At 65.8% G+C, this 26,919-nt stretch carries 27 protein-coding genes and 1 tRNA gene; 17 read left to right on the top strand and 11 right to left on the bottom strand.

What is annotated here, in order from left to right; genetic code table 11:
- Positions 1 to 71: 71 nt before the first annotated feature.
- The gene (locus BR78_RS0115680) at positions 72 to 752 is read left to right on the top strand and encodes a c-type cytochrome (protein ID WP_029937031.1); all 681 of its coding nucleotides are present in this window, start codon (positions 72 to 74) and stop codon (positions 750 to 752) included.
- A gap of 6 nt (positions 753 to 758) precedes the next feature.
- Here BR78_RS0115680 and ligD read toward each other — a convergent pair whose 3' ends face one another.
- Together ligD and ku are read right to left on the bottom strand one after the other, a co-directional pair.
- Positions 759 to 3,221, bottom strand: a complete 2,463-nt coding sequence (ligD, locus tag BR78_RS0115685; protein WP_029937032.1) for a DNA ligase D — start codon at positions 3,219 to 3,221, stop codon at positions 759 to 761.
- 95 nt (positions 3,222 to 3,316) lie between these two features.
- Positions 3,317 to 4,186: a non-homologous end joining protein Ku gene (gene ku, locus BR78_RS0115690; protein ID WP_029937033.1), complete on the bottom strand. Its 870-nt coding sequence runs from the start codon at positions 4,184 to 4,186 to the stop codon at positions 3,317 to 3,319.
- A gap of 92 nt (positions 4,187 to 4,278) precedes the next feature.
- Between ku and pdxH the strand changes: the two genes are divergently transcribed.
- From pdxH to BR78_RS0115705, 3 genes are read left to right on the top strand one after another with little or no spacing between them, the layout of a single operon-like run.
- Positions 4,279 to 4,857, top strand: a complete 579-nt coding sequence (gene pdxH, locus BR78_RS0115695) for a pyridoxamine 5'-phosphate oxidase (RefSeq protein WP_029937034.1) — start codon at positions 4,279 to 4,281, stop codon at positions 4,855 to 4,857.
- Positions 4,854 to 5,765 (top strand): cation diffusion facilitator family transporter, encoded by a 912-nt coding sequence (locus BR78_RS0115700; protein ID WP_029937035.1) that lies wholly within the window; start codon positions 4,854 to 4,856, stop codon positions 5,763 to 5,765. Before pdxH ends, BR78_RS0115700 begins: the two co-directional genes overlap by 4 nt.
- Positions 5,762 to 6,559 carry a PhzF family phenazine biosynthesis protein gene (locus BR78_RS0115705; RefSeq protein ID WP_029937036.1) on the top strand — a complete coding sequence of 266 codons (798 nt, stop codon included), beginning with the start codon at positions 5,762 to 5,764 and terminating at the stop codon, positions 6,557 to 6,559. Before BR78_RS0115700 ends, BR78_RS0115705 begins: the two co-directional genes overlap by 4 nt.
- 215 nt (positions 6,560 to 6,774) lie before the next feature.
- Here BR78_RS0115705 and mnmA read toward each other — a convergent pair whose 3' ends face one another.
- The gene (mnmA, locus tag BR78_RS0115710) at positions 6,775 to 7,908 is read right to left on the bottom strand and encodes a tRNA 2-thiouridine(34) synthase MnmA (protein WP_029937037.1); all 1,134 of its coding nucleotides are present in this window, start codon (positions 7,906 to 7,908) and stop codon (positions 6,775 to 6,777) included.
- Between the two features lie 146 nt (positions 7,909 to 8,054).
- On the opposite strand from mnmA, the gene BR78_RS0115715 reads away from it, so the two are divergent.
- The 3 genes from BR78_RS0115715 (at position 8,055) to BR78_RS0115725 (ending at position 9,131) form a co-directional block, all read left to right on the top strand.
- Positions 8,055 to 8,282: a hypothetical protein gene (locus BR78_RS0115715; RefSeq protein WP_037566776.1), complete on the top strand. Its 228-nt coding sequence runs from the start codon at positions 8,055 to 8,057 to the stop codon at positions 8,280 to 8,282.
- A 99-nt stretch (positions 8,283 to 8,381) separates the two neighbouring features.
- The gene (sciP, locus tag BR78_RS0115720) at positions 8,382 to 8,681 is read left to right on the top strand and encodes a CtrA inhibitor SciP (RefSeq protein WP_029937039.1); all 300 of its coding nucleotides are present in this window, start codon (positions 8,382 to 8,384) and stop codon (positions 8,679 to 8,681) included.
- 195 nt (positions 8,682 to 8,876) lie between these two features.
- Positions 8,877 to 9,131, top strand: coding sequence for a GlsB/YeaQ/YmgE family stress response membrane protein (locus tag BR78_RS0115725; RefSeq protein WP_029937040.1), 255 nt, complete (start codon positions 8,877 to 8,879; stop codon positions 9,129 to 9,131).
- Positions 9,132 to 9,190: 59 nt separating this feature from the next.
- Here the strand turns inward: BR78_RS0115725 and BR78_RS0115730 are convergent, their stop codons facing one another.
- Both BR78_RS0115730 and BR78_RS0115735 read right to left on the bottom strand, forming a co-directional pair.
- On the bottom strand, positions 9,191 to 9,910 hold the full coding sequence (locus BR78_RS0115730; RefSeq protein ID WP_029937041.1) for an SIMPL domain-containing protein: 720 nt from the start codon (positions 9,908 to 9,910) through the stop codon (positions 9,191 to 9,193).
- 85 nt (positions 9,911 to 9,995) lie between these two features.
- Positions 9,996 to 10,256, bottom strand: a complete 261-nt coding sequence (locus BR78_RS0115735; protein WP_029937042.1) for a GlsB/YeaQ/YmgE family stress response membrane protein — start codon at positions 10,254 to 10,256, stop codon at positions 9,996 to 9,998.
- Between the two features lie 230 nt (positions 10,257 to 10,486).
- Between BR78_RS0115735 and BR78_RS0115740 the strand changes: the two genes are divergently transcribed.
- The 4 genes from BR78_RS0115740 (at position 10,487) to BR78_RS0115755 (ending at position 16,650) form a co-directional block, all read left to right on the top strand.
- Positions 10,487 to 11,686: an efflux RND transporter periplasmic adaptor subunit gene (locus BR78_RS0115740; RefSeq protein WP_029937043.1), complete on the top strand. Its 1,200-nt coding sequence runs from the start codon at positions 10,487 to 10,489 to the stop codon at positions 11,684 to 11,686.
- Between the two features lie 15 nt (positions 11,687 to 11,701).
- Positions 11,702 to 14,857, top strand: coding sequence for an efflux RND transporter permease subunit (locus BR78_RS0115745; RefSeq protein WP_029937044.1), 3,156 nt, complete (start codon positions 11,702 to 11,704; stop codon positions 14,855 to 14,857).
- Positions 14,858 to 14,945: 88 nt separating this feature from the next.
- Positions 14,946 to 16,154 carry a DUF445 domain-containing protein gene (locus BR78_RS0115750; protein WP_051683357.1) on the top strand — a complete coding sequence of 403 codons (1,209 nt, stop codon included), beginning with the start codon at positions 14,946 to 14,948 and terminating at the stop codon, positions 16,152 to 16,154.
- An 85-nt stretch (positions 16,155 to 16,239) separates the two neighbouring features.
- Positions 16,240 to 16,650 (top strand): nuclear transport factor 2 family protein, encoded by a 411-nt coding sequence (locus tag BR78_RS0115755; RefSeq protein ID WP_029937046.1) that lies wholly within the window; start codon positions 16,240 to 16,242, stop codon positions 16,648 to 16,650.
- 51 nt (positions 16,651 to 16,701) lie between these two features.
- On the opposite strand, the gene BR78_RS0115760 is transcribed toward BR78_RS0115755, so the two are convergent.
- Complete coding sequence (locus BR78_RS0115760) at positions 16,702 to 17,373, bottom strand: HAD family hydrolase (RefSeq protein WP_029724366.1); 672 nt, start codon at positions 17,371 to 17,373, stop codon at positions 16,702 to 16,704.
- Positions 17,374 to 17,449: 76 nt separating this feature from the next.
- Here BR78_RS0115760 and BR78_RS0115765 point away from each other — a divergent pair, with 76 nt between their 5' ends.
- From BR78_RS0115765 to BR78_RS0115780, 4 genes are read left to right on the top strand one after another with little or no spacing between them, the layout of a single operon-like run.
- A complete protein-coding gene (locus tag BR78_RS0115765) occupies positions 17,450 to 18,559 on the top strand; it encodes an ABC transporter permease (RefSeq protein WP_029937047.1) in 1,110 nt (369 codons plus the stop codon).
- Positions 18,559 to 19,371: an ABC transporter ATP-binding protein gene (locus BR78_RS0115770; RefSeq protein ID WP_029724368.1), complete on the top strand. Its 813-nt coding sequence runs from the start codon at positions 18,559 to 18,561 to the stop codon at positions 19,369 to 19,371. Before BR78_RS0115765 ends, BR78_RS0115770 begins: the two co-directional genes overlap by 1 nt.
- A gap of 7 nt (positions 19,372 to 19,378) precedes the next feature.
- Entirely contained in the window at positions 19,379 to 20,341 is a 963-nt protein-coding gene (locus tag BR78_RS0115775) for an MlaD family protein (RefSeq protein WP_029724369.1), read from the top strand.
- Positions 20,342 to 20,349: 8 nt separating this feature from the next.
- On the top strand, positions 20,350 to 20,943 hold the full coding sequence (locus BR78_RS0115780; protein WP_029724370.1) for an ABC-type transport auxiliary lipoprotein family protein: 594 nt from the start codon (positions 20,350 to 20,352) through the stop codon (positions 20,941 to 20,943).
- A gap of 1 nt (position 20,944) precedes the next feature.
- Here BR78_RS0115780 and BR78_RS0115785 read toward each other — a convergent pair whose 3' ends face one another.
- Entirely contained in the window at positions 20,945 to 21,811 is an 867-nt protein-coding gene (locus BR78_RS0115785) for a peptidylprolyl isomerase (RefSeq protein ID WP_029728517.1), read from the bottom strand.
- Positions 21,812 to 21,887: 76 nt separating this feature from the next.
- On the opposite strand from BR78_RS0115785, the gene BR78_RS0115790 reads away from it, so the two are divergent.
- Together BR78_RS0115790 and BR78_RS0115795 are read left to right on the top strand one after the other, a co-directional pair.
- Positions 21,888 to 21,978: transfer RNA gene (locus BR78_RS0115790), tRNA-Ser, on the top strand.
- A 109-nt stretch (positions 21,979 to 22,087) separates the two neighbouring features.
- Positions 22,088 to 22,936 (top strand): tyrosine-type recombinase/integrase, encoded by an 849-nt coding sequence (locus tag BR78_RS0115795; protein WP_081855809.1) that lies wholly within the window; start codon positions 22,088 to 22,090, stop codon positions 22,934 to 22,936.
- 15 nt (positions 22,937 to 22,951) lie between these two features.
- Here the strand turns inward: BR78_RS0115795 and pncB are convergent, their stop codons facing one another.
- The 4 genes from pncB to BR78_RS0115815 are packed head-to-tail and all read right to left on the bottom strand — an operon-like array spanning position 22,952 to position 26,883.
- Entirely contained in the window at positions 22,952 to 24,256 is a 1,305-nt protein-coding gene (gene pncB / locus BR78_RS0115800) for a nicotinate phosphoribosyltransferase (RefSeq protein WP_029728519.1), read from the bottom strand.
- 8 nt (positions 24,257 to 24,264) lie between these two features.
- Positions 24,265 to 25,158, bottom strand: a complete 894-nt coding sequence (locus BR78_RS0115805) for an NAD(+)/NADH kinase (protein ID WP_029728520.1) — start codon at positions 25,156 to 25,158, stop codon at positions 24,265 to 24,267.
- 7 nt (positions 25,159 to 25,165) lie between these two features.
- Positions 25,166 to 26,149 (bottom strand): SPFH domain-containing protein, encoded by a 984-nt coding sequence (locus tag BR78_RS0115810; protein ID WP_029724385.1) that lies wholly within the window; start codon positions 26,147 to 26,149, stop codon positions 25,166 to 25,168.
- Positions 26,149 to 26,883, bottom strand: a complete 735-nt coding sequence (locus BR78_RS0115815; RefSeq protein ID WP_029728521.1) for an NUDIX hydrolase — start codon at positions 26,881 to 26,883, stop codon at positions 26,149 to 26,151. Before BR78_RS0115815 ends, BR78_RS0115810 begins: the two co-directional genes overlap by 1 nt.
- Between the last annotated feature and the right edge of the window lie 36 nt (positions 26,884 to 26,919).

The following is a 26,919-nucleotide window of genomic DNA, read 5'->3' on the forward strand; positions in this document are numbered from 1 at the left end:
GCGGCAAGCCCGGCTTGCGATAGCAAAAACCGCAGCCTAAAGGGCGGACGACTTTCCTTTAGGGGCATGTGATGGACGATCGGTTCAATACGATTGCGGGCTGGGCGTTGGCGGGCGGCATTGCGGCGCTCGGCCTTTCGATCGTGAGCGGCATGGTCTTCCACTCCGAGCGCCCCGAGAAGATGGGCTACGCGATCGAAGGCGTCGAGGATACGGGCGAGGGCGGCGGTGCCGCCGTCGCGCCGATCGCGACCCGTCTCGCCGCCGCCGATGTCGCCAAGGGCGCCGACATCTTCAAGCAGTGCACTGCCTGCCACACGATCAACCAGGGCGGCGCATCGGGCATCGGCCCCAACCTCTATGCCGCGGTCGGCAAGCCGCACGGCCATGTCCCGGGCTTCGCTTATTCGGACGCGCTCAAGGCGGTTCCCGGCACCTGGACTTTCGAAGCGCTCGATTCGTGGCTGACCTCCCCGCGCAAATACGCGCCGGGCACCAAGATGACCTTCGCGGGTCTTTCGAACCCGCAGGACCGCGCGAACGTGATCGCCTATCTGAATTCGCAGGGCTCGAACCTGCCGCTCCCGGCCGCTCCGGCCGCTGGCGAGGAACCGGCAGCGGGCAACGCCGCCGAGGCCAACGTGACCGAAGGTGCCGGCACTGCCGACATCTCCAACGAGGCGACCCCGGCCGAAGGCACGCCGGCCAAGGACCCGCAGGCTGCGATCCAGGCCGAGAAGAAGGGCCACTGAGCCGGGCTAGAGGTCGGGCAACGCCTGTTCGGCCTCGCCCCAGCCCTGCAGCGCGCGGCTGGTGGCGCGTTCGAGTAACGTTGCGGCATCCCGGATCGTGTAGAGCTTGGCCGATTCGAGATCGCGCAGCTCGCTCCAGCTGATCGGCGCCGCGACCGGCGCATTCTCGCGGGCGCGGGCGATATAGGGCAGGACGGCCGTCGCGCCGCGCTGGTTACGCAGATAGTCGATGAAGATCTTGCCCTTGCGGGTGACCTTCTTGAGGTTGGCGGTGAAGCGTTCCGGCTCGGCCTGCGCGAGCGCACGGGCGAAGCGTTCGGCGAAGCTGCGCACTTCGGGCCAATCGGCTTCAGGGATCAGCGGCACGACGACGTGCACGCCCTTGCCGCCGGATAGCAGGGGCCAGCTGGTCAGGCCGATATCGGCGAGACGGCCTTTGAGATCCTCGGCCGCCTTGCGGACATTCCCAAAATCGAGCCCCTCGTCGGGATCGAGATCGAAGACGAGGCGATCGGGCTTCTCGATATCGGCGACGAGGCTGCCCCAGCCGTGGAATTCGATCGTGCCCATCTGGACGCAGGCCATGATCCCGTCGAGATCCTCGACATAGAGATAGGGCTCGATCGAGCCGTCTTTCTCGCGGACGTCGACATGATGGACATGTTCGCCGAAGCTGCCGGCATCGTGCTTCTGGAAGAAACAGTGCTTCGCGCGCCCCTGCGGACAGCGGACGAGGCTGATCGGACGGTTCGCCAGCCAACGCAGCGCCACCGGGGCGATCGCGGCGTAATAATCGGCGAGCTGGCCCTTGGTGAGCCCCACCTCCGGGTAGATCACCCGGTCCCGGCTGCTGATCTTGATGTTCGACTCCGCCGCGGCCGGCGTTTCAGGAAGCGCGACGGGCTTCTCCACGACGACGTCCTTCGCCTTCTTGTCCTCGCGCAGGCCGAGGAAGCTGCCGTGGCGCACGACATTCTCAGCGGTGAATTCGGTGAACGCGACTTCGGCGACGAGCTTCGGGCGTAGCCACTGCGCGCCGCGCGCTTCGGCGCGGGGGACCTTCACCGGTGCTTCCTTGGCGGCGATCTTGTCGAAACGTTCGCGCAGATCGTGGAGTGTCGTCTGGTTGAAGCCGGTGCCCACCTTGCCGGCATAAACGAGACCGTCGGGGCCGTTGACCGCGAGCAGCAGCGAACGGAAGCCGCGGCCCTTGGCGCTGCTCGGGGTCCAGCCGATGATGACGAACTCCTGGCGGTGGATGCATTTGACCTTGAGCCAGGCCTTGGTGCGCGTGCCGCGATACGGCGCGTCGGCCCGCTTCGAGACGATGCCTTCATAGCCTTCGCGACACATCGTCTCGAACAGCTTCTCGCCCGCGCCGATGATATGCTCGGAGAAGAGGATGCGTTCATCGGCGCCTTCAAGAAGGTCGCGCAGCCGCTCCTTGCGGGCCAGCTGCGGAAGCCCGGTGGTGTCCTCGCGGTCCGCCAGCAGGTCGAAGGCGAAGAAGGTCAGGCTTTCGCCTCCGGCGGATATCGCCTCCTGCAACGTCGAGAAATCGGGCTTGCCGTTCTTGTAGGCGACGATCTCGCCATCGATCAGCGCGGGCGCGGGGAGGCTCTTCGCGGCCTCGGCGATGCCGGGGAACTTCCCGGTCCAGTCGAGCCCCGTGCGGGTGTAGATCTTCGGGCCCCCGGTCCCGGTGGCGATGAGTGCGCGATAGCCGTCATATTTGACCTCGTGGAGCCATTGATTGCCGGTGGGCACGGCATCGACCAGCGTCGCGAGCTGGGGAGACTGGAAGGCCGGGACCCTGGTGTTCCTCGGTGCCGGCGCATGTTTGGCGACGCGCGCGGTAGCTTGTAAGGCCTTGGCCGGGCGCTTGTCCGGCTTCCTCCCCTCCGCGATCTCCTGCATCGTGCGGCCGGTCTTGATGCTGGTGAGGCCCGTTTCGACCAGAGTGTCGGTCGCGCCGGCATAGGCGTCGTCGATTTTCCGGAGCAGCCAGTTCTCGTTCTTCTCCTTGCCGCGCGGCTTGAGGCGGATGAGCAGCCACTCGCCCTTCATCCGCTCGCCTTCGAGGCGGAAGTGGAGATGGCCCTTCTCCAGGTCCTTTGCGCTCTTGCCTTCGATCGGCTCCCAGACGCCGTCATCCCACAGCATCACCGTGCCGCCGCCATATTGGCCCTTGGGAATCGTGCCCTCGAAATCGGCATAAGAGAGCGGGTGATCCTCGGTGCGGACGGCAAGGCGCTTCTCGTTCGGGTCCAGGCTGGGGCCGCGCGTGACCGCCCAGCTCTTGAGCACCCCGTCGACTTCGAGGCGGAAGTCCCAATGGAGGCGTGTCGCGTCGTGCTTCTGGACCATGAAGCGATTGCCGCCGGTGCGCGCGATCTTGCCCGCGGGTTCGGCGGTCCGGGTGAAATCGCGCTTGGCGTTGTACTTGGCGAGGGGGTCGGACTTGGCCATTGCCCCTCACCGTTCGCTTCGAGCGTAGTCGAGAAGCAGTTGGAATCCTGACGCAAGCCGTTTCTCGACTACGCTCGAAACGAACGGATAGGGAATCATGCTCGCTTCCTCGCCGGCCCCTTCCTGGCGGGAGCCTTGGCAGGCTTGGTCTTCACAGCGGTGCTGGACTTGGCCTCCGGCTTTTCGAGCGACTTCTTGAGCGCGGCCATCAGATCGACGACGTTCGATCCCCGGCTGGGGGCGCCTTCGTCCTTCTCCTCGATGATCTTCCTGCCCTTGGCCTTCTTCTTGCGCTCGATCAGGTCCTTTAGCGCATCGACGTACCGGTCGTGGAACTCCCTGGGATCGAACTTGGCGACCTTCTTGTCGATCAGGGTCTCGGCGAGGCCGAGCAGCTCGGGATCGGGCGCGCTGTCGGGGATGTCGCGGAAATAGCCCTGCGCCTTGTTGACTTCGTCAGCATAGCGCAACGTCTCGAGCACCATGCCGCGTCCGCAGGGCTTCAGGCTCACGACATATTCACGGCCGCGTAGCGCGAGCTGGCCGAGACCGACCTTGCGCGTGCGCTTCAACGCCTCGCGCAGCACGATGAACGCTTCTTCCGCCAGGTCGTCGGCCGGGACGACGAAATAGGGCTTCTCATAATAGAGCACATCGATCTCGTCGGCATCGACGAACTGAGTGAGCTCGAGCGTCTTCTTCGATTCGAGCTTCACTGCGTCGATCTCGTCCTGTTCGAGCAGGACATACTCGCCCTTCTCATACTCGAAGCCCTTGACGATCTCGTCGACATCGACCGGGCCGACGCCTGGGGCGACCTTCTCGTATTTGATCCGCTTGCCCGAGGGTTCGTGGATCTGGTGAAAGCTGATCTGCGCGCCCGATTTGGTCGCGGAGTAGATTTCGACGGGGATCGAGACCAGCGCGAGCCGTATCTGTCCCTGCCAATAGGCGCGCGCGGCCATGTCGAACTCCCTCGTTGCGAAACCGATTCAATTCGCCAGACCGGAGTCCGTTCCTCGACACCAAAATGGTGTCGGCGTAGAGGGCAGACACGATGACCACCGACCCTTTCCAGCTCTTCGACGCATGGTTCGCCGAAGCACGGGCGAGCGAGCCCAACGATTCCAATGCAATGGCATTGGCGACCGTCGACGCGACGGGGCAACCTTCGGTGCGGATGGTGCTGCTCAAGGGGCACGGGCCCGACGGTTTCGTGTTCTACACCAACCGCGAGAGCCGCAAGGCGGGCGATCTCGCGGCGGTACCGAAAGCGGCCTTGCTGTTCCACTGGAAGTCGCTGCGGCGGCAGATCCGGATCGAAGGCACAGTGTCCTGGGCGAGCGACGCCGAGAGTGACGCCTACTTCGCTAGCCGCAGCCGCGATTCGCAGCTCGGCGCCTGGGCCTCGGACCAGTCACGGCCGCTCGATGCGCGGGCGACCTTCGAAGTGCGCTACGAGGAAATGCGCGCGCGCTTCGAGGGCGGCGACGTGCCGCGGCCGCCACACTGGGGCGGATATCGCGTGACTCCGGCGCGGATCGAGTTCTGGCAAGACCGCGCGCACCGGTTGCACGAACGCCGCCTGTTCTCGCGCACGTCCCACGGCTGGGACGAAGGGCTGCTCTACCCATGAATCTCGCACGGCGGGCCGCGCTGGCGAGCGTCGCGTGCGCGGTGCTGCTCGGCGCGCTCAAGGCGTGGGCGGCATGGCGGACCGGTTCGGTGGCGGTGCTCGCCAGCCTCGCCGACAGCGTGCTCGATCTCGTCGCCTCGCTGGTGACTTTGGCCGGAGTCCATTGGGCGTCGCAGCCCGCGGACCATGACCACCGTTTCGGCCATGGCAAGGCCGAGGCGCTGGCCGCATTGTTCCAAGTCGGCGTGATTGCCGTCTCCGCCTTCGCGATCCTGCTGCGCGCGTCGCAGCGGCTGATGGAAAGCCGGACCAGCGTCGAGGCCGAATATGGCATCGCGGTCTCGCTCGTCGCGATCGTCGTGACTCTGGGGCTGACGCGCTACCAGCGCTCGGTGGTGCGGCGCACCGGCTCGATCGCGATCGGGACCGACCGGATCCACTACGAATCCGACCTGTTCCTCAACAGCGCAGTGATCGTCGCGCTGGCGCTGGAGAATTATGCCGGGATCGCCGGCGCCGACGCGGTGTTCGGCATCGCGATCGGGCTATGGCTGTTGTTCGGCGCATGGCGCGCCTCGGTCGACGCGATCGACCAATTGATGGACAAGGAATGGCCCGAGGAGAAGCGCCAGCGCTTCGTCGAAGTCGCCGCGCGGCATCCCGAGCTGATCGGGCTGCACGATCTGCGCACCCGGACCAGCGGCGTGAAGGATTTCGTCCAGTTCCATATCTGGATGGATCCGCACATGACCGTGCTCGAATCGCACGATGTGGTCGAGAAACTCGAGACGGAGCTGGGCGCGGAATTCCCCGGCACCGAGATCCTGATCCATGTCGATCCAGAAGGTCAGGTCGATGAACCCGGCAATCCGCTGGCCGAAACCGATTTGCTCAAGGACACCAGATGAAACTGCCCTTCGCCCAGATCGACGCGTTCGCCGACCGGCCGTTCACCGGCAATCCCGCGGCGGTAATCCCGCTCGACGCATGGCTCGACGACGGCGTGCTGCAGGCGATCGCCGAAGAGAACAACCTCTCCGAGACCGCGTTCATCGTTCCCGATGCGACTGACGAAGCGGATTACGAACTGCGCTGGTTCACGCCCGCGGTCGAGGTCGCCTTGTGTGGCCACGCGACGCTGGCGAGCGGGCATCATGTGCTGACCTGCGAGCAGGACCGCGACCTCGTCCGCTTTCGCACGCGCAAGTCCGGCGTGCTGGAAGTCGCACGGCACGGCGACAGCTATCTGATGGCGCTACCTGCTTATCCGCCCGTGACGCAGGAAGTGCCGGGCTTGCTGGAGGCGCTCGGCGTCGCGCAGGCCGAAACGTTGCGCCATCCGCGTGGCTATGATTTGATCGTGCTGGACACCGCCGAAGCGGTGCTGGCGCTTACCCCCGATTTCCGCGCACTTGCCGCGATCGGCGACACGCTCAACATCGTCACCGCGCCCGGCATCGACACCGACGTGATCAGCCGCGTCTTCGCTCCGGCCGCCGGGATCGACGAGGACCCGGTGACCGGATCGGCGCATTCGGTGCTGGTGCCCTGGTGGGCCGCACGGCTGGGGCGCAATCACTTCACGGCATTTCAGGCGAGCCGTCGTGGCGGACACATCGGCTGCGAGCTCGATGGTGATCGGGTGATATTGGCCGGAAAGTGCGTGACGGTGATCGCGGGAGAATTCACGCTCCGGGGTTGATTCTCCGTCATCCCGGCCTTGAGTCGGAATCCGGCTGCCTTCAGGCCGGTCACAAGCTCGGGGCAGCAATGTAGGATCTCATCTGATCTATACTGTCGGATGCAAGGCCCGCATGCCTCCTCCGATATCGCCATCCCCCCCGCGCGCGCCTATGCGCGCTGCGCGCCAGGGGCAGCGCAAGCTTCACACACGCGGATGTCCCGACTTTTGTGACTTTATGCGCTGATTCGGGCCGGCAGCAGTTCCGCCCGCTCGGTCTCGGCGATCCAGCCGCCGCCGAGCACGCGGTCGCCGGCATAGAGGACGGCGGCCTGGCCGGGGGCGACGCCATATTCGGGGGTTTCGAACACCACGCGATCGCCCTCCCGATGCGCGGGGACCGGCTTCGCCAGCGAGCGGACCTTGACCGTCATGGGGCCGGCATGGTCGCCGCCCAGCCAGTTGACGTTCTCGATCCGCGCGGCGCGCACCGCGAGGGCGCTCTTGGGGCCGACCACCACCTCGCGCGTCGCCGGGTCGAGGCGAAGGACATAATAGGGTTCGGGCGCGCCGCCGATCTCGAGCCCGCGGCGCTGGCCGACGGTGAAGTGAATGAGGCCCTTGTGGGTGCCGAGCTTGCGGCCGCTCTCATCGACGATGTCGCCGCTCGTATCGGCTTCGGGGCGCAGTTTCTTGACCAGCGAGGCGTAATCGCCGTCGGGGACGAAGCAGATGTCCTGGCTGTCGGGCTTGCCGGCGACGCCGAGACCCAGTTCGGCGGCGAGTTCGCGGACCTGCGGCTTGGGCATGCCGCCCAGCGGGAAGCGGAGATAGTCGAGCTGCGCCTGCGTGGTGGCGAACAGGAAATAGCTCTGGTCGCGCGCGGGATCGGCGGCACGGTGAAGCTCGGCGCCCTCAGCGCCTTCGACGCGGCGAACATAATGGCCGGTGGCGAGGCAATCGGCGCCGAGATCGCGCGCGAGTGCGAAAAGATCGGTGAATTTGGGACCCATGTTGCACTTCACGCACGGGATCGGCGTGCGGCCGGCGAGATATTCGTCGGCGAAATCGTCGATCACCGTCTCGCGGAAGCTAGAGGCGTGATCGAAGACATAATGCGCGATGCCGAGTTTGTCGCAGACGGCCCGCGCGTCGCGGATGTCGCGGCCGGCGCAGCAGCTCCCTGCGCGTCCCACCGCTTCGCCGTGATCGTAGAGCTGGAGCGTCACGCCGATCGTCTCGGCGCCGCTGCGCGCCGCGAGCGCGGCCACGACCGAGGAATCGACCCCGCCTGACATGGCGACGACGATCCGCCGCTTCGAAAGCGGCCCTGAGAGCTGGAAATCCACGGGAATCACGAGGGCGCACATAGGCGCATGTGTCGCCTCGATCCAGTCCGGGGTCCGGAAACGGATCAGCAACGCAGGTTAAGCAGGGGTTCCCATCGGCTTTACGGCCCCTTCATCCTGATTGGCTAAAGCTGGCCGACCAAGAGAGTTGAGGCTGGATTGTAATCGTGGACTTGAGCTTTGCCAGACTGGATCGCGACGTGGCGGTCACCGCCATGCCGACCGAACTGGCGGTTTTGCTGGTGGGCGTCGCAGCCCGCCAGGCGGCAAGTCCCACGGCATGCGTCCAAACGCGATTGGCGCTGGCGGCACCCGCCGATGCTCTGCTCGCACCCTCCCACGGCGCCTTCCACCGCGCTGCGGCGCTGGCGCTAACGCGGTGGCAAGAGGAATGAAGCCGGCGTTTACCGTGGCGTTTTAGTCGTTGTTCAAGCGCCGGGCATAAAGGTGGTTGAAGTTGAGTAACGGGGGCCCCGCCCCGATGAGGCTAGTAGATGATTGAAAACCAGAAGATCCGTCCTGCGAAAGTGATCGGGCCGCTCGGCGAGCCGCTGACGCTCGATACGCTGCCGCCACCGAGCACCACGCGCTGGGTCGTGCGCCGCAAGGCCGAGGTCGTCGCCGCGGTCAATGGCGGGCTGCTGAGCGTCGACGAGGTTTGCGAGCGCTACGGCCTTACCGTCGAGGAATTCGCCGGCTGGCAGCGGGCGATCGATCGTTCGGGCATGCCGGGCCTGCGCGTCACACGCATCCAGCATTATCGCTCGCTATACGAACGCCAGCAGAAATACTGAGTCAGCCCTCCCATCGGGCCAAGGCGGCTCGCTCCCGGGATGCCGGGAGCGGGCCGTTTTCTTTTCCCGCACTGTCCGAAAGCTGGAAAGTTCCAGCCGTGCACCGAAAAATCGATACGGAACCAACATGAGTGCTTGCGGATTTTCTCTTTGTCGCCCGGCCCGCCGGGCTTAACAACGGAGGGACTATCAATGGTGGGTCTTCTGGTTTGGCTCGTCATCGGCGGCGTCGTCGGCTGGCTGGCGAGCATCGTAATGCGTACGGATGCCCAGCAGGGCATCTTCCTCAACGTCATCGTCGGCATCGTCGGCGCGTTTATCGGCGGTCTGCTTTTCGGCGGATCGATCAATAACGGCGCCATCACGCCGATGACGTTCCTGGTATCGCTGCTGGGTGCGATCATCCTGTTGGCGATCGTCAACCTCGTCCGTCGCGGCGCCGTCCGCTAGGACAGAGGCAAGTAACAAAAAGGGGCCGTCCGCAGGGGCGGCCCCTTTTTCATGCCCCGTTATTTGAGCAGGAAACGCACCGAAAGCGACACGCGCAGCTCGCTTTCCCCGGCGACGACCTGAGTCGCGTCGGCTGCGGCTTCGGCACGCATCATCATCATCGGCCGTGGCGGTGCCGGCATCGCACCGCTTTCCGAAATCGACAGGATACGATCGACGCGCAGTCCTGCCGCCTTGGCATATAGCTCGGCGCGCACGCGCGCCGTGGCCACGGCGGCGGTCCGGGCCTCGTCGAGCGCGGCCTCGGGCTTGTCGATCGTCAGATTGGGCCCCGAGATGTTGTTTGCGCCCTCCTTGACCAGTGCATCGAGGATCGCGCCGCTCTTGGCGATATCCCGGAAGCGCACCGTGACCTGGTTCGACGCCTGATAGCCGGTGATCACCGGCGGCTCGTTCTGCGCATAGCGATATTGCGGGCTGAGCGCGATGCTCGAGGTCTGGATGTCGCGTTCGGCGACGCCCGCGCGCTTGAGCGCTGCGAGCACGGCCGCCATGCGCGTGCTGTTCTGCCGCATCGCATCGCCTGCGGTCGCCGCCTGCGTGACCACGCCCGCCTGTATCATTGCGAGATCGGGCGTGCGTGCGCTCGTGCCGTCGGCGGAAATCTCGAGAACGGTGCCGTCGATCGGCGCCATCATCGGCCGCGCTTCCTGGGCGGAGGCGGAAATGGTGGCCAGCGTGAGACCGGCGGCGGTTGCATACAGAGCCAGACGAATCATCGATACTCTCCCGAAATGAGCGTGTTGCGCCACGCCTTGCCGCAAGCAAGGCGCACCCAAGCTGAACGAAGACGAAGGCCTGCGTTCAGATCCGCCGGGCGATCACCATCCGATAGAGCGCGAGCAGGATAACGGCGCCGGCGGTGGCCGCTGCATAAGCCTGCCAGGTACTGTCGCGCACCTCCAGTCCAAGCACCGGCGTGAGATAGAAAGCGAGCAGTGCGCCGGCGATACCGATGACGATCGTGACAATGATGCCGCCGGGGTCACGGCCGGGCATGATCAGCTTGCCGAGCGCCCCTGCCACGAGGCCGATGAGAAGCCATCCGAGGATACCGTGGGGCATGCGATCCCTCCTGTTGCCGCCCGATCCTGGGCGCTGACAGTCAGCGTCGCGCCAAGCCACAGTCAATGCAACCGTTTCTTGGAACAAACGATCCCGATCTTGCTAGAAAGGTGCAAAACGGGCATTGCGCGCCGCACGAAGCGAAACGGCTCTTGTAGCCAGTGCTTTATTCATCTAATACAGTGCGATCAAGAGGGGCATCGGCCAACCGGCCGGATCGGATGTCGCACATGAACTATGAGGCAGGGATGTTCGGACGGCAGGAGCGGCTGGAGTTCACCGGCGAGGAAGTCACGCGCAAAAGCAGGCGATGGATGTGGATCGTCGGTGTGGCGATTCTCGTCGTGGGGGCTATCGCCTTCTTCATGATGAGCGGCTCGAAGCCCGCACCCAAGGGCGCGGCGGGCAAAGGCGGCCCAGCGGAGGCGGGCCAGTCGCAGATCCCCACCGTTACCGTCGCGACGCCCGGACGCCAGACCGTGCAGACGATCATCACGGGCACCGGCAGCCTCGCCGCACGGCGTGAAATGCCTGTCGGCGTGGCCGGCGAAGGCGGCGTGGTGACGCGCGTGCTAGTCGAGCCGGGCAGTTGGGTGGGCAAAGGCCAGGTGCTCGCGACTGTCGATCGCAGCGTGCAGGTGCAGACCGCTGAATCGCTCGCCGCGTCGGTGCGCGTGGCGCAGGCCGATGCGCGGCTGGCCCAGGCCGAGCTCGACCGCGCGCAGCGGCTCGTCGCGAACGGCTTCATCTCCAAGGCCGATATCGACCGCAAGACCGCGACGCGCGACCAGGCGCAGGCGCGCGTCCGCGTCGCCCAGGCGCAGCTTTCGGAGACGCAGGCGCGCAATCACCGGCTCGATATCCGCGCGCCCGAGGCCGGGCTGGTGCTGACGCGTCAGGTCGAGCCGGGCCAGATCGTCAGCGCCGGGTCGGGCGTGCTGTTCCGCATGGCGATGGGTGGACAGGTGGAGCTGCGTACCCAGCTTTCCGAAGTCGACCTCCAGAAGCTTCATCCCGGCGCGGTCGCCGAAGTGACCCCCACGGGCACCACCCAGGTTTTCAGGGGCGAAGTCTGGCAGGTCTCGCCGGTGATCGATCCGCAGACGCGCCAGGGCATCGCCCGCGTCTCGCTCAATTATGATCCGGCGCTCCGCCCCGGCGGCTTCGCCAGCGCGCGCATCGTCTCCGGCGGGATCACCGCAGTGATGCTGCCGCAATCGGCGGTGCAGAGCGACAATGAAGGCAATTTCGTCTACATCATCGACAACAAGAACCAGGCGGTGCGCCGCGGCGTGACCACCGGCGATGTGACGGAAGCGGGCGTGGCGATCACCAGCGGTCTGAACGGTACCGAGCGCGTGGTGCTCACTGCGGGCGCCTTCCTCAACCCCGGCCAGAAGGTTATCCCCAACCTTCAGAAGTCGAAGTAAGCGAGGCGAGCTGCCATGAGCTTCCGGAACATCTCGGCCTGGGCGATCCGCAATCCGGTCCCGCCGATCGTCCTCTTCATCGCGCTGACGATCGCCGGGCTGGTCAGTTTCGCCCGGATGGACGTCAACAACGATCCGGACATCGACTTCCCGATCGTGTGGATCTCGATCAGCCAGCCCGGCGCCGCGCCGAGCGAGCTCGAGAACCAGATCACCCAGAAGGTCGAATCGGCGGTCCGCAGCCTGCAGGGCATCGACGAGATCAACTCGACAGTTTCCGAAGGCAACAGCCAGACCGTCGTCCAGCTCGACATCGGCATGCCGATCGATCGCGCGGTCGAAGACGTGCGCAGCGCGATCCAGCAGATCCGCAGCGACTTGCCCGACGGCATCCTCGAGCCGCAGATCGGCCGCGTCGACACGGCAAGCGACAACGACATTGCGAGCTTCACCGCAGTCGCCACCGACATGACCGTGGCGGACCTCAGCTGGTACATCGACAACAGCGTCGCCAAGGAACTGCTGGCGGTCTCGGGCATGTCGGCAGTCGAGCGCAACGGCGGCGTCGATCGCGAGATCCGCGTGGTTCTCGATCCCGCCAAGCTCCAGTCGATCGGGCTCACTGCGAGCCAGGTCAACCAGCAGCTGCGCCAGGTCAATTTGAACGCTGCGGGCGGCCGCGCCGAAATCTCGGGTTTCGAGCAGTCGGTGCGCGTGATCGGCAATGCCGACAATGCCTATCGCCTCGGCCAGACCCAGATCTCGACCGGCGGCGGACGGACGGTGCGGCTCGCCGACATCGCCGATGTCAAAGACGCCTATGCCGAGCAGCGCAGCCTGGCGAAGTATAACGGCCAGCAAGTGATCTCGTTCGACATCAAGCGCGCCAAGGGCGCGTCGGACGTCGAAGTGTTCCACGACGCCGAAAAGGCGCTCAAGAAGCTCGAGGAGCACAACCCGAAGGTCAAGTTCCAGCTGCTCAACAACAATTCGAAATATGCCGAGCAGCAATATGAGACCGCAATGGAGGCGATGCTGGAGGGCGCAGCCCTCGCAGTGGTCGTCGTGTTGATCTTCCTGCGCGACTTGCGGGCGACTGCGATCTCGGCGCTGGCGATCCCGCTCTCGGCGATTCCCAGCTTCTGGTTCATGGACATGCTGGGCTTCACGCTCAACCAGATGACCCTGCTGGCGCTCTCGCTGGTCGCGGGCGTGCTGGTGGACGACGCGATCGTCGAGATCGAGAATATCGTCCGGCACATGCGCATGGGCAAATCGGCCTATCAGGCATCGATCGACGCGGCCGACGAGATCGGCGTCGCAGTGCTCGCCACGACGATGGCGATCGTCGCGGTATTCCTCCCCGTCGGCCTGATGCCGGGCATTTCGGGCCAGTTCTTCAAGAATTTCGGCCTGACCGTCGTCGCGGCGGTGCTGATGAGCCTTGCGGTTGCACGCCTGCTGACGCCGATGATCGCGGCCTATTTCCTCAAGGCCAAGGGCCATGCCAATCATGGCGAGGGCCGGATCATGGACGCCTATACCGCGCTGCTGCGCTGGACGCTGCGGCATCGCTGGTCGGCGGTGCTCGGCTATGTGCTCTCGCTCGCGGCGACGGTTTTCATGTTCGCCACCTCGCCGATGACCTTCCAGCCGGCACAGGACCAGGATAGCGTCACCGCGACGATCGAGATGGTCCCCGGCACGCCGCTCGCCGATACCGAGCGCGTCGTTTCGCAGGTCGCCGGCATCCTGCGTCAGGAAGGGATCGTCACCGACATCTACAGCCGCAGCTTCGTCGGCAATGGCCGCGTGACTGCGCAGCTCAAGGAAAAGCGGGACGAGACGAGTACGGCGTTCGAGAAGCGGCTCGCGCCCAAGCTGATCGCGATCCCCGATGCGCGCGTGAACTTCCGTTCGCAGTTCGGCTGGGGCTCGTCGGGCCGCGACCTGACCGTCACGCTGGGCGGTGAGGATCCGGCGCTGCTCAACGAGACGGCGAACAAGCTCGTCAAGCAGATGGAAGGGATGAAGGAAGTCGTGGCGCCGCGCGTCGCGGGCGATCTCAACCGTCCCGAGATCGTCATCCGTCCGCGGCTCGATCTCGCTGCCAATCTGGGCGTGACCACGGCCGCGTTGTCGAGTGCGATCCGCATCGCGACCTTGGGCGACATCGATCAGAACAGTGCGAAATTCTCGCTCTCGGACCGTCAGATCCCGATCCGGGTGGCGCTCGACGAGGATGCTCGCGCCAAGCTGTCGACGATCCAGAACATGCCGGTGCAGACCCAGATGGGCGGATCGGTGCCGCTGTCGGTAGTCGCCGATATCGGCTTCGGTGCGGGCCCGACGCGCATCCAGCGGCTCAACCTCCAGCGCCGCCTCGTCGTCGGCGCCGATCTCGCAATGGATCCGGCGACCGGCAAGCCCTTCGTCAACAACGAAGTGATGAAGAAGATCAACGAGCTCCCGATCATGAAGAGCCTGCCCCAGGGCGTCGGCCAGATGACCGTCGGCCAGGCCAAATGGCAGGCGGAGATGCTCAACAACTTCTTCATCGCGCTGGCTTCGGGCATCTTCCTCGTCTTCGCGGTGCTGGTGCTGCTCTATCGCCGCTTCGTCTCGCCGCTGGTCAACATGGGGTCGCTCCTCAATGCGCCCCTCGGCGGCCTGATCGCGCTCAAGCTGTTCGGCATGCCGCTGTCGCTGCCGGTGTTCATCGGCATCCTGATGCTGTTCGGCATCGTCGCGAAGAACTCGATCCTGCTGGTCGACTTCGCGCTCGAGGAGATGGCGAAGGGCATCGACAAATTCACTGCGATCGTCGACGCAGGCCACAAGCGTGCCCAGCCGATCGTGATGACCACGATCGCGATGGTGGCAGGCATGATCCCGACGGCGATGTCGCTGAGCGGCGACTCGTCGTGGCGTGCGCCGATGGGGATGGTCGTCATCGGCGGCCTGATCCTTTCGACCGTCCTCACGCTCGTGATGGTGCCGGCACTGTTCAGCCTCGCGGTCGGGCTCGAAGGATGGCTCGGGCCGCGGCTCTCGCGGCGCCTGCTCACCTTCAAGCCGGGCGACGATGGCGCTCGCGTGCTCGGCCAGGCGCATGGCGCCGGCACGATCGAGCACAAGCCCGGGGACGATACGCCGCAACCTGCGGAGTGAACTTCGGCGCGGTTCGGGTATTGGGGAGCGTGTGACCAGGTCGCCCGCTCCCCTTTCGCTCGAGGCAACGCCGCCGGGGCTGCGCCGCATGCGGCTGGTCGCGACCGGGCTGCTCGTGCTGATGGCCGCGGTCTTCCTCGCCGCGCGGCAACTGCAGCACCTGCATCCCGCGATCGGCTATGTCCGCGCCTTTTCCGAAGCGGCGATGGTCGGCGGGCTGGCGGACTGGTTCGCAGTGACGGCGTTGTTCCGCCATCCGCTCCATCTGCCGATCCCGCACACTGCGATCATCCCGCGCAACAAGGATCGCATCGCAGGCACGCTGGCGGCGTTCCTGCGCGACAATTTCCTGATCCCCAGCGTGGTCGCTCGGCGGATGCAGCGCGTCGATGTCGCGCGGGCGGCGGGCCGTTGGCTGGCGGATCCGGGCGCGGGGCGCGGACGATTGCGCGCGGGCATCGGCCGGCTTGCCGCCGACATGCTCGAGGCGCTGGATCAGGAGCGGCTGGGCGGCATGGCCAGGCGTGCGCTGGCCGATCGGCTGCGCGGGCTCGAGGTCGCCCCGCTGCTCGGCCGCGCGCTGGCGACGGCGATGCAGGAGGATCGCCACCGGCCGCTGCTCGACGGCATCGTCCATTGGGCCGCCAAGGTGCTCGACGCCAACGAGCACATGATCCGCCAGATGGTGCACGAGCGCTCGGGCTCGGTAATGCGCTGGACCGGGCTCGACGAGACGCTGGCCAACAAGATCATCGCGGGGCTCGCCAAGCTGATCAACGACATGGCCGAGGATCCCGGGCACCCGCTGCGCGCCAAGGCCGAGGAGGGGTTGGCGAAGCTGGCGCAGGATCTCCAGCACGATGCCGACAGGCGCGCGCAGGTCGAGGCGTTCAAGAACGAGCTGCTCGACAATCCGGCACTGGGCGATTGGTGGATGGGCGTGTGGGAATCGGGCCGGGCGGCGCTGCTGCGGCTGGCGCGCGACCCCGATCGCGTGCTGGCGGGCGATCTCGGCGGCGCGCTGCGCCAGCTCGGCGAGACGCTGCAGGGCGACGCGCGGCTCGCCGATACGATCAACCGCTTCGTGCGGCGCACCGCGGTCGGCGCGGCGTCGGATTATGGCGACGGGATCGTCCGGCTGGTCTCGGACACGATCCGCGGCTGGGACGCGCGCACCGTGACTGGCCGGCTGGAAAACGCCGTGGGACGCGATCTCCAATATATCCGGATCAATGGGACCCTGGTCGGCGGGCTGGTCGGCGTCGCCATCCATGCCGTGGATGCAGTGCTGCGCTAGCGTGGCCGGGCGATCGGAGTCGACGCGGATTGGCAAGCCTGTCACCTTCGATCGAATTGCCGCAAATTGAAGAGAGACCGTCGCGATGATCCTGACAGCCCTTTTCACCCTCGCGATCGCCACGCCATCCGCCGACGACGGCATCCTCGCCTTCGCCGATGCTTTCGATCGCGCGCAGCTCACGCAGGACGCCGCGGGGCTGAACGAGATGATCGCCGACGAGCTGGTGTTCATCGACGGGTCGGGCAAGCGGCGAGGCAAGAAGGACTTCATCGCCGGCTGGACCGCGCAGGGCGATCGGTTCGATCCGGTGGTGCTGATCGACCGCAAGGTGATCCCGCTCGGCAGCGATGCGGCGATCGTCAGTGCCGAAACCACGCTTGCCGGCACCTCAGGCGGGCAGCGCTTCGCGAGTCGCATCCGTTTCGCGGACACGTTCCGTCGCGTCGGCGGAAAATGGCGCGCGGTGCACATTCAGGTGACGCCCATCCGGTAGCGGCCGCGAGGACTCCGAATATTGCGAAGACAGGTGCACCGCCCGCGCCGATTATCTCCAGTCGAGCAGTGGCCAGCCTCGCGCCGCCGCCAGCGCCTGGAGCGGACCATGGGCATTCACCGCAAAGCCTTCGTCGGCCCATTCGAGCAGCGGCGCATCCGAAACATGGTCCGAATAAGCGCGGACGTGCATATCGCCCCGCGCGATCCCCGCGCGTTGCATCCAGCTTTCGATCATGCGGAGCTTTGCGGGCCCGTAACAGTTGTCCCCCTCGATCACGGAGAGAATACGGCCTTGCCCATCGCGCCTTGCCTGCGTGGCAACCACATCGTCGAAACCCAGAAGCCGCGCGATCGCCGCGGCGTAATAGCCGTGCGATGCCGTCGCCATCACCAGTCGGTAACCCGCGGCGCGGTCCGCTTCGATCCGCTCCCGCGCGCCGTGGAGCACGCCGTTGGCAATCTCCGCCGCGGCAAAGGTCTCGGCGACGCTCTCCAGATCGGCGGCCACGACCGCGCGACCGAGCAGCAGGCGCTGCGAGAGCTGCTTGAGCTTCGTGCGATCGATCAGTTTGAGGAGATAGCCCAGCCCCGCGACGCCCGCGAGCGGCATCAGCGCAAGCCGCCAAGGCGCCCGGACGCGCGCGGCGTGCATCAGGAAGCGCGTCCAGGTGGGCGCGGCCGTGATCGTCTTGTCCATGTCGTAGATTGCCAGGTGCTGCATTGTCGCATCTAGGCCGTGCCGGCACGCCAGAGCAAATCCTTGCCGTTCCACTGCGAATCGCCGAAAGGTGGCGGTGATGAGGGGAAGCGCGGATTTCGAGCAAGTCTATACGGGCGGCGTCACGACGCTGCGCTTTACCGGCAATTTGTCCTTGGCATGTCTGCGCGACTTGCCCGAGCGGCTCAATGCGATCGAAGGCGCGGTTGCCAGGCTCGACCTGAGCGAAGTCGATCGGATCGACACCGTCGGCGCCTGGCTGATCCACCGTTTCGCGCGCGACCATGGCTCGGCGGTGGAAGGTCTGGAAGCCGACGAGCAGCATCTGTTCGACCAGGTCGCCGCCGCCGAGCATCCAATCGAGCTGCCCCGCAAGCCCGCCGATCCGTTCACGCGGATGCTCGGCGAAGTCGGCGAAGCGATCTATACCGCCGGCCACACCTTGTATGGGTTGCTGGGTTTCATGGGCGCGACGACGCTCGCCTTCTGGAACGTCTTCACGCACCCTCGACGATTCCGGTTCAACGCCACCGTCCACCGCTTCGAAGTCGTCGGCGTCTCGGCGCTCGGCATCATCGGGCTGATGAGTTTCCTGATCGGGATCGTCATCGCGCAGCAGGGCGCAGTGCAGCTCCGCCAGTTCGGCGCCGAGGTTTATACGATCAACCTGGTCGGCCGCATCACGCTGCGCGAACTCGGCGTGCTGATGACGGCGATCATGGTCGCGGGCCGCTCGGGATCGGCCTTCGCCGCGCAGATCGGCACGATGAAGCTCACCGAAGAAATCGACGCGATGCGCACGATCGGCGTCTCGCCGATGGAGGCGCTGGTGGTGCCGCGGACGCTCGCGGTGGTGCTTATGATGCCGCTGCTCGGCTTCTACGCTTCGCTGATCGCGATTCTGGGCGGCGGGCTGCTCTGCTGGGTCAGCCTCGACATTCCGCCGGTGACCTTCATCCAGCGCATCCGTGAGGTCGTGCCGCTCAGCGATCTATGGGTCGGCCTCGTCAAGGCGCCTGTGTTCGGCGCGATCATCGCGATCGCCGGTTGCTTCCAGGGCATGCAGGTCGAGGCCGATGCCGAGCAGGTCGGTCGCCGGACTACCATTGCCGTGGTGCAGGCGATCTTTCTGGTGATCGTGCTCGATGCGTTCTTCGCGGTGTTCTTCAGCGAAGTGGGCTGGATATGATGGCGCGCCGCGAACAGGAAGATGTGATCATCCGCGTCCAGGGCCTCAAGAACGGCTTTGGCGATCAGGGCGAGCATGTCGTCCATGACGGGCTCGATCTCGAGGTGCGCCGCGGCGAGATCCTTGGCGTGGTCGGTGGATCGGGGACTGGCAAATCGGTACTGATGCGTTCGATCATCGGGCTGCAGACGCCGATCGAAGGCAGCATCGAAGTCTTTGGCGAGAACACGATTGGCCGCGAGGAGACCGAAGCGGTCGATATCCGCAAGCGCTGGGGCGTGCTGTTCCAGGGCGGTGCGTTGTTCTCGACGCTGACCGTGTCGGAGAACGTCCAGGTTCCGATCAAGGAGTTCTACCCCGGGCTTGATCAGGCGCTGCTCGAGGAGATCGCGGCGTACAAGGTGGTGATGACTGGCCTCCCGCCCGACGCAGGCCCCAAATTCCCCGCCGAGCTCTCAGGGGGCATGAAGAAGCGCGCGGGTCTCGCCCGCGCGCTGGCGCTCGATCCCGAATTGCTGTTCCTCGACGAGCCTACCGCAGGGCTCGATCCGATCGGCGCCGCCGCGTTCGACGAGCTGACCGAGTCGCTCCAGAAGACGCTGGGGCTGACCGTATTCCTGATCACGCACGATCTCGATACGCTCTATGCGATCTGCGACCGCGTCGCAGTGCTCGCCGACAAGCGCGTGATCGCAGTCGGAACCATCGACGAACTGCTCGCGCTGGATCATCCGTGGATCGAGGAATATTTCAAAGGGCCGCGCGGGCGCGCCGCAGTTGCCAGCGCCGAACGGGCGCAAGCGAGGACATGAGGCTCTGATGGAAACGCGATCGAACCATGTACTCGTCGGCGCGGTGGTGCTGATCCTGCTCGCGGTGCTGGCACTGTTCATCGTCTGGCTGGCGCGACTGGGCGGCGGCAATGAGCGCCAATACGACATCTTCTTCAAGCAGGCTGTCGACGGCCTCAATCCCGGCTCGGCGGTCAGCTTCTCGGGCGTGCCTTCGGGGCAAGTCAAGGAGATCAGCTTCTGGAAGCCCGATCCGAGCCTGGTGCGTGTGCGCATCAGCGTGAACGACGACGTGCCCATTCTCGAGGGTACCACGGCCTCGATCCAGGGCAGCTTCACCGGGCCTAGCACCGTGCAACTCGACGGTGCGGTCAAAGGCGCGCCGCCGATCGTCTGCCCGGAACAGAATCCACGCGCAGCCTGCCCGCTGGGCGTGCCGGTGATCCCGACCAAGCAGGGCGGGCTGGGGGCGCTGCTCAACTCGGCGCCGCAGCTGCTCGAACGCATCTCGACGCTGACCGAGCGGCTTTCCGAGCTGCTCGGCGACAAGAACCAGAACTCGATCGCGGGCATCCTGGCCAACACCAACCGGCTGACCGATGCGCTCGCCGATCGTGGGCCCGAGATCGCGGCGACTCTCGCCGAGACGCGGCTCGCGATCCAGAAGTTCGGGCTGGCGACCGAGGAACTCGGTAAGCTCGCCACCACCACCAATGGCGTGCTCGCCGACGACGTCCGCCCGACGATCGCCAACCTCAACCGCACCATCGCCTCCGCACGCAAATCGATGGAGACGCTCGACGCCACGATCGGCGACGCGCGCCCAGGGCTACAGGCACTGTCGAAGAAGACGATCCCTGAGATCGGCCAGCTCGTCCAGGATCTGCGGGTGATGTCGACCAGCCTCGCGTCGGTTGCGGAGAAACTCGATCAGGGCGGCGCGTCGAGCCTGGTCGGCTCGCCCAAACTGCCCGACTACAAACCCAAATGAGGCCCATGATGAACAAGCGCGCTCTGCTCCTCGCCCTGCCGCTGCTCGCGGCCTCGCTGAGCGGCTGCATCTCGTTCGGCGGCAAGCCGCCCAAGTCGCTGCTGACGCTGACGCCCGCCGCCACCTTGCCGGTCGGTGAATCGCAACGGTCGAACGTGGCGGCGACGATCACGATCGCGGTGCCGTCGCTGCCGCAGGAGCTCGCCTCCTCGCGGATCCCGGTGCATTCGGGCGGGACGGCGATCGCCTTCGTCAAGGACGCGCAATGGATCGAGCGCCCGTCGCAGCTGTTCCAACGGCTGCTTGGCGACACGATCACGGCCAAAACCGGTCGGCTCGTGCTCAGCTCGCGCCAGTCGATGCTCGATCCCGGCGCCTATCTGATGGGCGAGCTGCGTCGCTTCGGCATCGAGGAAGAGGCCAGGGAGGCAGTCGTCACCTATGACGCCGCGCTGATTCGCGGCCCGGAGAGCGTTGTCGAAAAGCGTCGCTTCGAAGCGCGCGTGCCCGTGACCGAGATCGAAGCCGCGCGGGCCGGTGCCGCGCTCAACGACGCGGCCAACCAGGTCGCGGCGCAAGTCGCGGAATGGGTGGGCAAGTAACTCAGGGCGCGCGGCGGATCGGCGCCTGGGCGTTGCAGATGTCGGCGCCGCCTGCGGGCACGGTGAAGAAGGGCGGCTTGCGGTTCTCGCGCTCATTGAGCCATGCGGCGAAGCGAGGGTTGTCGGTCGCGCGATACTGGAAGCGCGGGCGCTCGTCCTCTGGCAGCTGGCTGGCGAGCCGTACCGAGAGGATCGGCAGTCGATCGGCCTCGTTCTCATAGACCCCAAGCCCACCGCCTCCGCGCGGCAGGCTGGAGAGCCACTGCATCCCGTCGACGACGCGGCCGATCAGTGCGATGTTGCGATCGAGATGACGCGGCGCGTGACCGATTACGGTGTAGAGCTCAGCACCGCTGCCGGTGCTCGGCGCGAGGTCGCGTGCGACGCCGACCATGCCGTAGCAATGGGTGAGCCAGCTTGCCTTGCCGTCGGTCGCGAGCGGCCATCCATCGGCACTGTGGCTCGTCCTGGTCGCATAGGGATCGGTCCGCGCCAGGCTGGTCACGCCGTCGAAGCGCATCCATTCATATTCCGCCGGCGGGTTCGCGATCACACTGGGCGGCAGCGGTTTCTTCTCGGTCGCGTCGCCCCATTGCGTGACGTAATTGTCCTGGACGCGATAGACGCTGGTGCCGTCCCACCAATGCGCCTCGGCCAGCTTCCGGATATTGCTGACGTGCGCCGGCGCATAACGCGGCGCGAGTCGGATATAGACCTGACGCCCACCCTGCAGCGTCATGACGAGAATCTCGTTGTCGGGAATCGGCCGCCAGTCGGTGGCCGCGGCGTCGGCGGCGGAAGGAGCGGTCTGGGCAAGAGCCGGAATGGCAGCGGCGAGCGCGGAAAGCGCGAGCAAGGACTTGAGCATGAAGAGAGACTGACACGCGCCGCTGCGCTTGCCTAGCCTGCCTGCACGGGCTAGGGCCGCGCCTTCCGGGGAATGCGGAGCGGTGGCCGAGTGGTCGAAGGCGCTCGCCTGGAAAGTGAGTATACGCCAAAAGCGTATCGAGGGTTCGAATCCCTCCCGCTCCGCCACTAGCGCCCTCCGCAGGGCTCGCCAAACTCCCTAAAATCTGCTAGAAAACCGCAGAAATCGGTGGTTTTTTCGTTCCGCTGCGTTTCACTCAATCCGACACAATCTCACATGAAGTGTGGGAAAAAGGACGTGCGCGATGCGGCCTTCGCCACGCGGCAGAAAATCGCGCAGGGGATCGATCCGGTCGCAGAGCGCAAACAAAAACGCCAGGCTATCCCGACGTTCCGCGAAGCGGCCAAATTGGTTCATGAAGAGCATGAAAGGGCATGGAAGAACGGCAAGCGTCAGAACCAGTGGATTGCGACCCTAACGACCTATGCCTTCCCCAAGATTGGCGATCTGACCGTCGATAAGATCGAGGGGCCAGCGATTCGAGACGTGCTGATCCCGATCTGGCTGTCAAAGCCAGAGACTGCGAGGCGGGTACGACAACGTATTGGCACGGTTCTCGATTGGGCTTGCGCCAAAGGGTTTCGGGCCACCGAAGCGCCGATGCGGTCGCTTTCCAAAGGGTTGCCTCGCCAGCCCAAGAAGGACGGCCATTTTGCCGCTATGCCCTATGCGGACGTTCCGGCTTTCGTCGAAAAGCTTGGAGAACGTGAATCCGTCGGTCGGCTTGCGTTGGAAGCGCTCATTTTGACCGCCACCCGATCGGGAGAGATTCGCGGCGCGACCTGGGCGGAGCTTGATCTGAAAGCCGCCCTATGGACCATCCCGGCTGCCCGCATGAAAATGGGGAAGGTCCATGTCGTGCCACTGTCGCAGCCGGCCGTAGCCGTGTTCGAACGCGCCCAGAGGTATAGAGCCGGAATCAGCGACCTCGTGTTTCCCGGCCAGGACGTGAAAAAGCCCCTTTCCGACATGACCCTGCTCAAGGTCCTTCCGTCGCGCTTTCGCCGCATTAGGTGGCAGCCGTTCGATTACTGTTCGAACACCCACTGCGAGCCTGTGATCTGAATCCCTTTCGGTCGATCAAACTGCAACGGCCTGTTGCACTCGACCATCTTGCCCGAAGATCCTCAGGTAGCGCTCGATTTCGGCAGGATTGCCGGTCGCCTTGGAAGGATTGTCGGAGAGCTTCACGGCGGGACGGCCGTTGGCGCTGGTCACCTTGGCAACGAGCGAGATCGGCTCCAGCTCGTGCCCGCCATCGGGATCGCAGCCGCGAAAGTCGTTGGTGAGGTTGGTGCCCCAGCCGAAGCTCATCCGCACCCGGCCATGGAAGTGACGATAGGTCGCCTCGATGCTGTCGACATCCATCCCGTCGGAGAAGATCAGCAGCTTGGTGCGAGGATCTCGGCCATGCGCCTCCCACCACGCAATGATCTGCTCGCCGCCCTCAATCGGGGGCATGGAGTCGGGACGGAAGCCGGTCCAGTCGGCGAGCCAGTCGGGGGCGTGGCGCAGGAAGGCGGTGGTGCCAAAGGCGTCCGGAAGCGCGATCAGCAGGTTGCCGTCATAATGCGCCTGCCATTCCTCCAGCACCCGATAGGGCGCGGCCGCGACTCCGGCATCGTCGGCGGCGAGCGCGGCCAGCACCATCGGCAGCTCATGCGCGTTGGTGCCGATCGCCTCGAGGTCGTTGTCCATCGCGAGCAGTACGTTCGAGCTGCCGATGAAGCGCGTGCCCAACCCCTCCTTGAGCGCCTCGACACACCAGCGTTGCCAGAGGAAGCCGTGGCGGCGGCGGGTGCCGAAGTCTGAAATGATGATGTCGGGGAGCTGGCGCAGCCGTTCGACCTTTTCCCAGAGCTTGGCCTTGGCGCGGGCATAGAGCACGTCGAGCTCGAAGCGGCCCTTGCCTTTGAGCGCGGCACGCGAACGTAGCTCGTTGACGATGGCGAGCGCCGGGATTTCCCACATCGTCGTGTGCGTCCACGGCCCGTCGAAGTGCAACTCGAACTGGCCGTCGACCTTGCGCAGCTCATAGTCCGGCAGCCGGAAATCGGCGAGCCACGCGATGAAGTCGGGCGCGAACATGCGCTGTTTGCCGTAGAAGCTGTTGCCGGCCAGCCAGATCAACTCCTTCTTCGAGAAACGCACGGTGCGGGCGTGATCGAGCTGCTCGCGCAGCTCGGTTTCGTCGATCACGTCCGCCAGTCGTACCGACTTGCTGCGATTGATCAGCGAGAAGGTCGCCTGCACGTCCGGATGCAGATGCCGGATCATCTGCAGCATCAGCAGCTTGTAGAAGTCGGTGTCGAGCAGGCTTCGGACGACCGGATCGAGCCGCCAGCCATGATTGTAGACGCGAGTCGCGATATCGGTGACGGGCATGTCGATCCTCAGCCGGTGACGAGGTGAAGGGCGTGGGCAGCGGGAGCCACGGATACGCGGCGGCCCCAGTCGAATACCAGAAAGTCCTGCTCCATCCCGTCCGCAAAGATCACGCCGCCATCGTTCATCCGTGACGTGACCTCTATCGGCTCGCCGGCTAGCTTGCCTGAACGCAGGCTTGTGCCGGTGGCGATGCTCGGAAACGGCTCGCGGACGAAATAGGCGACGGCGCGCTCCTCGGGCGTCAACGGCAGGTGCGTCCCAATCGATTCCATGATCGAACGGGCCCAGCCCGTGGCGCCGGTTCCCGATGCGACGATCAGACCGCTCGAGCTATGGTCCTCGTGGCCCTCGCCGACCGTGATGCTGTAGCGCGCGGACTGGTGGCTGCGATGGCCCACGAACACTTCATTGAGCGCGAGCAGCCGCTCCCCCGTGTCGAGCCGGGCCTCGACCATCGTGCGGCGCTCGGTCGGCGCTCGCCCCGCGGTGCTGGCGCGAAGCAGATCTGAGAGGTGCCGCACCGACACCCGGACCAGGATGCCGTCATAGAGGTCAGGCGATGGATTCACCCCGAGCACGGGTTGGCCGGCGAGATATTTGGCGACATTGGCGACCAGCCCGTCCTGGCCGACGGGCACGATCAGATCCTCCGGGCCGAACAGGAAGCGGTCGAGATCGGGACGGCGCACATGCGCCTGCCGCCAATCGTCCGGCACCGCCAGCCGCGCCTGTTTCAAGGCGTCGTGCAGCTGGCGGTCGCGATCCTCGAGCGTCTCGATCCGCTGGCCCCGCGTCTCGAGGAAGAACCGTGCCTGCTCGCGCGTCGCATGGCGCGCGAGCAGCAGTTCATAGTCGCTTTCCCGAGTGACGAAGACCGCGCGAGGGCTGTTGGTCGGCATCGCGCCCTCACCGCGCCGGCAACGCGGGCGCTTCGCGGCGGAACTCGCCGACGAGACTGGCCAGCAGATCGGGCGTGACGTTCAGATGCTCGATCGTATCAAGCTTGCCCGCCAGATCGCGCGCCGCGAGGCCGAGCAGGACGGCGGGCGGCAGGTCGCGGTAGATCGCGATGTGCGCCTGCTCGGCCTCTGCCCTCGCGCCCTCGACGGTGCGGATGCGCTCCGCCTCGGCCGCTGCCTCGACCTGCTGCGCTTCGGCGAGGCCCGCTGCGCGCGTGCGGGCGTTCGCGGCTTCCTCCGCGATCAGCTGCTGCTCGCGGCGGGCGAGCTCGGTCCGGTTGGCGAGCTCGTTCTCGGCGATGGCGCGCTCCTTCTCCACGGCGAGGGCCCGGCGCTCGAACGTCGCCTGATCCGCCTTTTGCTGGAGCGCCTCGAAGGTCGGCGTCTGGAGCGCGCGTTCCAGTTCGGCGCTGGGTGCGAGGTTGGTGAGCCGGATCGCGACGACTTCGAGACCGATCTCGCCTAGCGCGGGATCGTGCGCCAGCGCCGCCTGCAACGCGCCGCGTAGGGGATCCGGCCCCGCATCGAGCAGCGCTTGCACGGGTGCCTGCGCGAGATATTGCAACACGGCTTGGTTGACCAGGCCGGCAAGGCGCGTCTCGATGCGCTGGATCGGCTCAGCGGTCCAGCTGCCGCTACGCAGGCCGATCGTGAAGTCGACGCGCGCCGCGAGCAGCTCGGGATCGGCAACGCGCCACGTCAGCGTGCCCTGCACCGCCACTGTCTGGAAGTCCTGGCTGCGGCCCTTGACGAACAGCGCCATCTCTCGGTCATCCATCGGCAGCTCGGCGATGCTGGCGGTCTCCGGGCGGAACCAGAAGACGAGGCCGCGTCCGCTCTGCCGCGCGCGGCCGTTGCGATAGCGAATGACATGGCTGCTCGCGTCGGCGCGAAGCTGGGCGGCGAAGCCGAAATTGCGGACATGTGCCATCATTGTTCCCCTTCTGCTTTTCGGTAGTGATAGAGTTCGGCCGGACGGAACGACGCGCCGGTCTCGCGCTCGCCTGTCGCTTCCAGCCAGCCGCGATCGAGCATGCGGCGGCGGAAGGCGGGCTTGTTGAGCTTGGTGTCGAGGATCGCTTCGTAGATGTCCTGCAGCGCGCGCAGCGTGAAGCGCTGGGGCAGGAGAGCGAAGGCGATTCCGGAATAGTCGAGCTTGCCGCGCAGGCGACGCATCGCGAGGCTGAGCATCGCGCCGTGGTCGAACGCAAGCTCCAGCGGATCGCCGTCGCCGATGCGCGCTTCGACAGGGCCTCCTGTCTCGCCGGGCCACGGCACGGTGAGTTCCGCGAGGGCGAGTTCGGGGGCGGATTTCAGCGCAGCGGTAAAGCGGTCGGCCGGAAGGAGCGCGAAATAGGCCACGCTGATGATCCGCGTCCGCGGGTCACGATCGACTGCCCCGAACGTGTAGAGCTGCTCGACATAGGCATCCGACATCCGCGCCTTCTCGACAAGGATACGGTGCGCCGCTTCGTCGAGGCCTTCGCCGATCCCGACAAAGCCGCCGGGCAGCGCCCATGCCCCCGCAAACGGGTGTTGGTCGCGTCGCGTCAGCAGCACGGCAGGCGCGCCATCGACCACGCTCATCAGGATCAAATCCACGGCGACCGACGGGCGTTCGTACGCGGCGGGATCATAGTTTTCGAGAAAGGCAGCTTCGTCCATCGGCTCGACCTTATACGCGTTATGCGCTTTACTTAT

It is taken from the genome of Sphingomonas sp. UNC305MFCol5.2, from assembly GCF_000712135.1.
In the GTDB taxonomy this organism is placed as follows: Bacteria; Pseudomonadota; Alphaproteobacteria; order Sphingomonadales; family Sphingomonadaceae; genus Sphingomonas.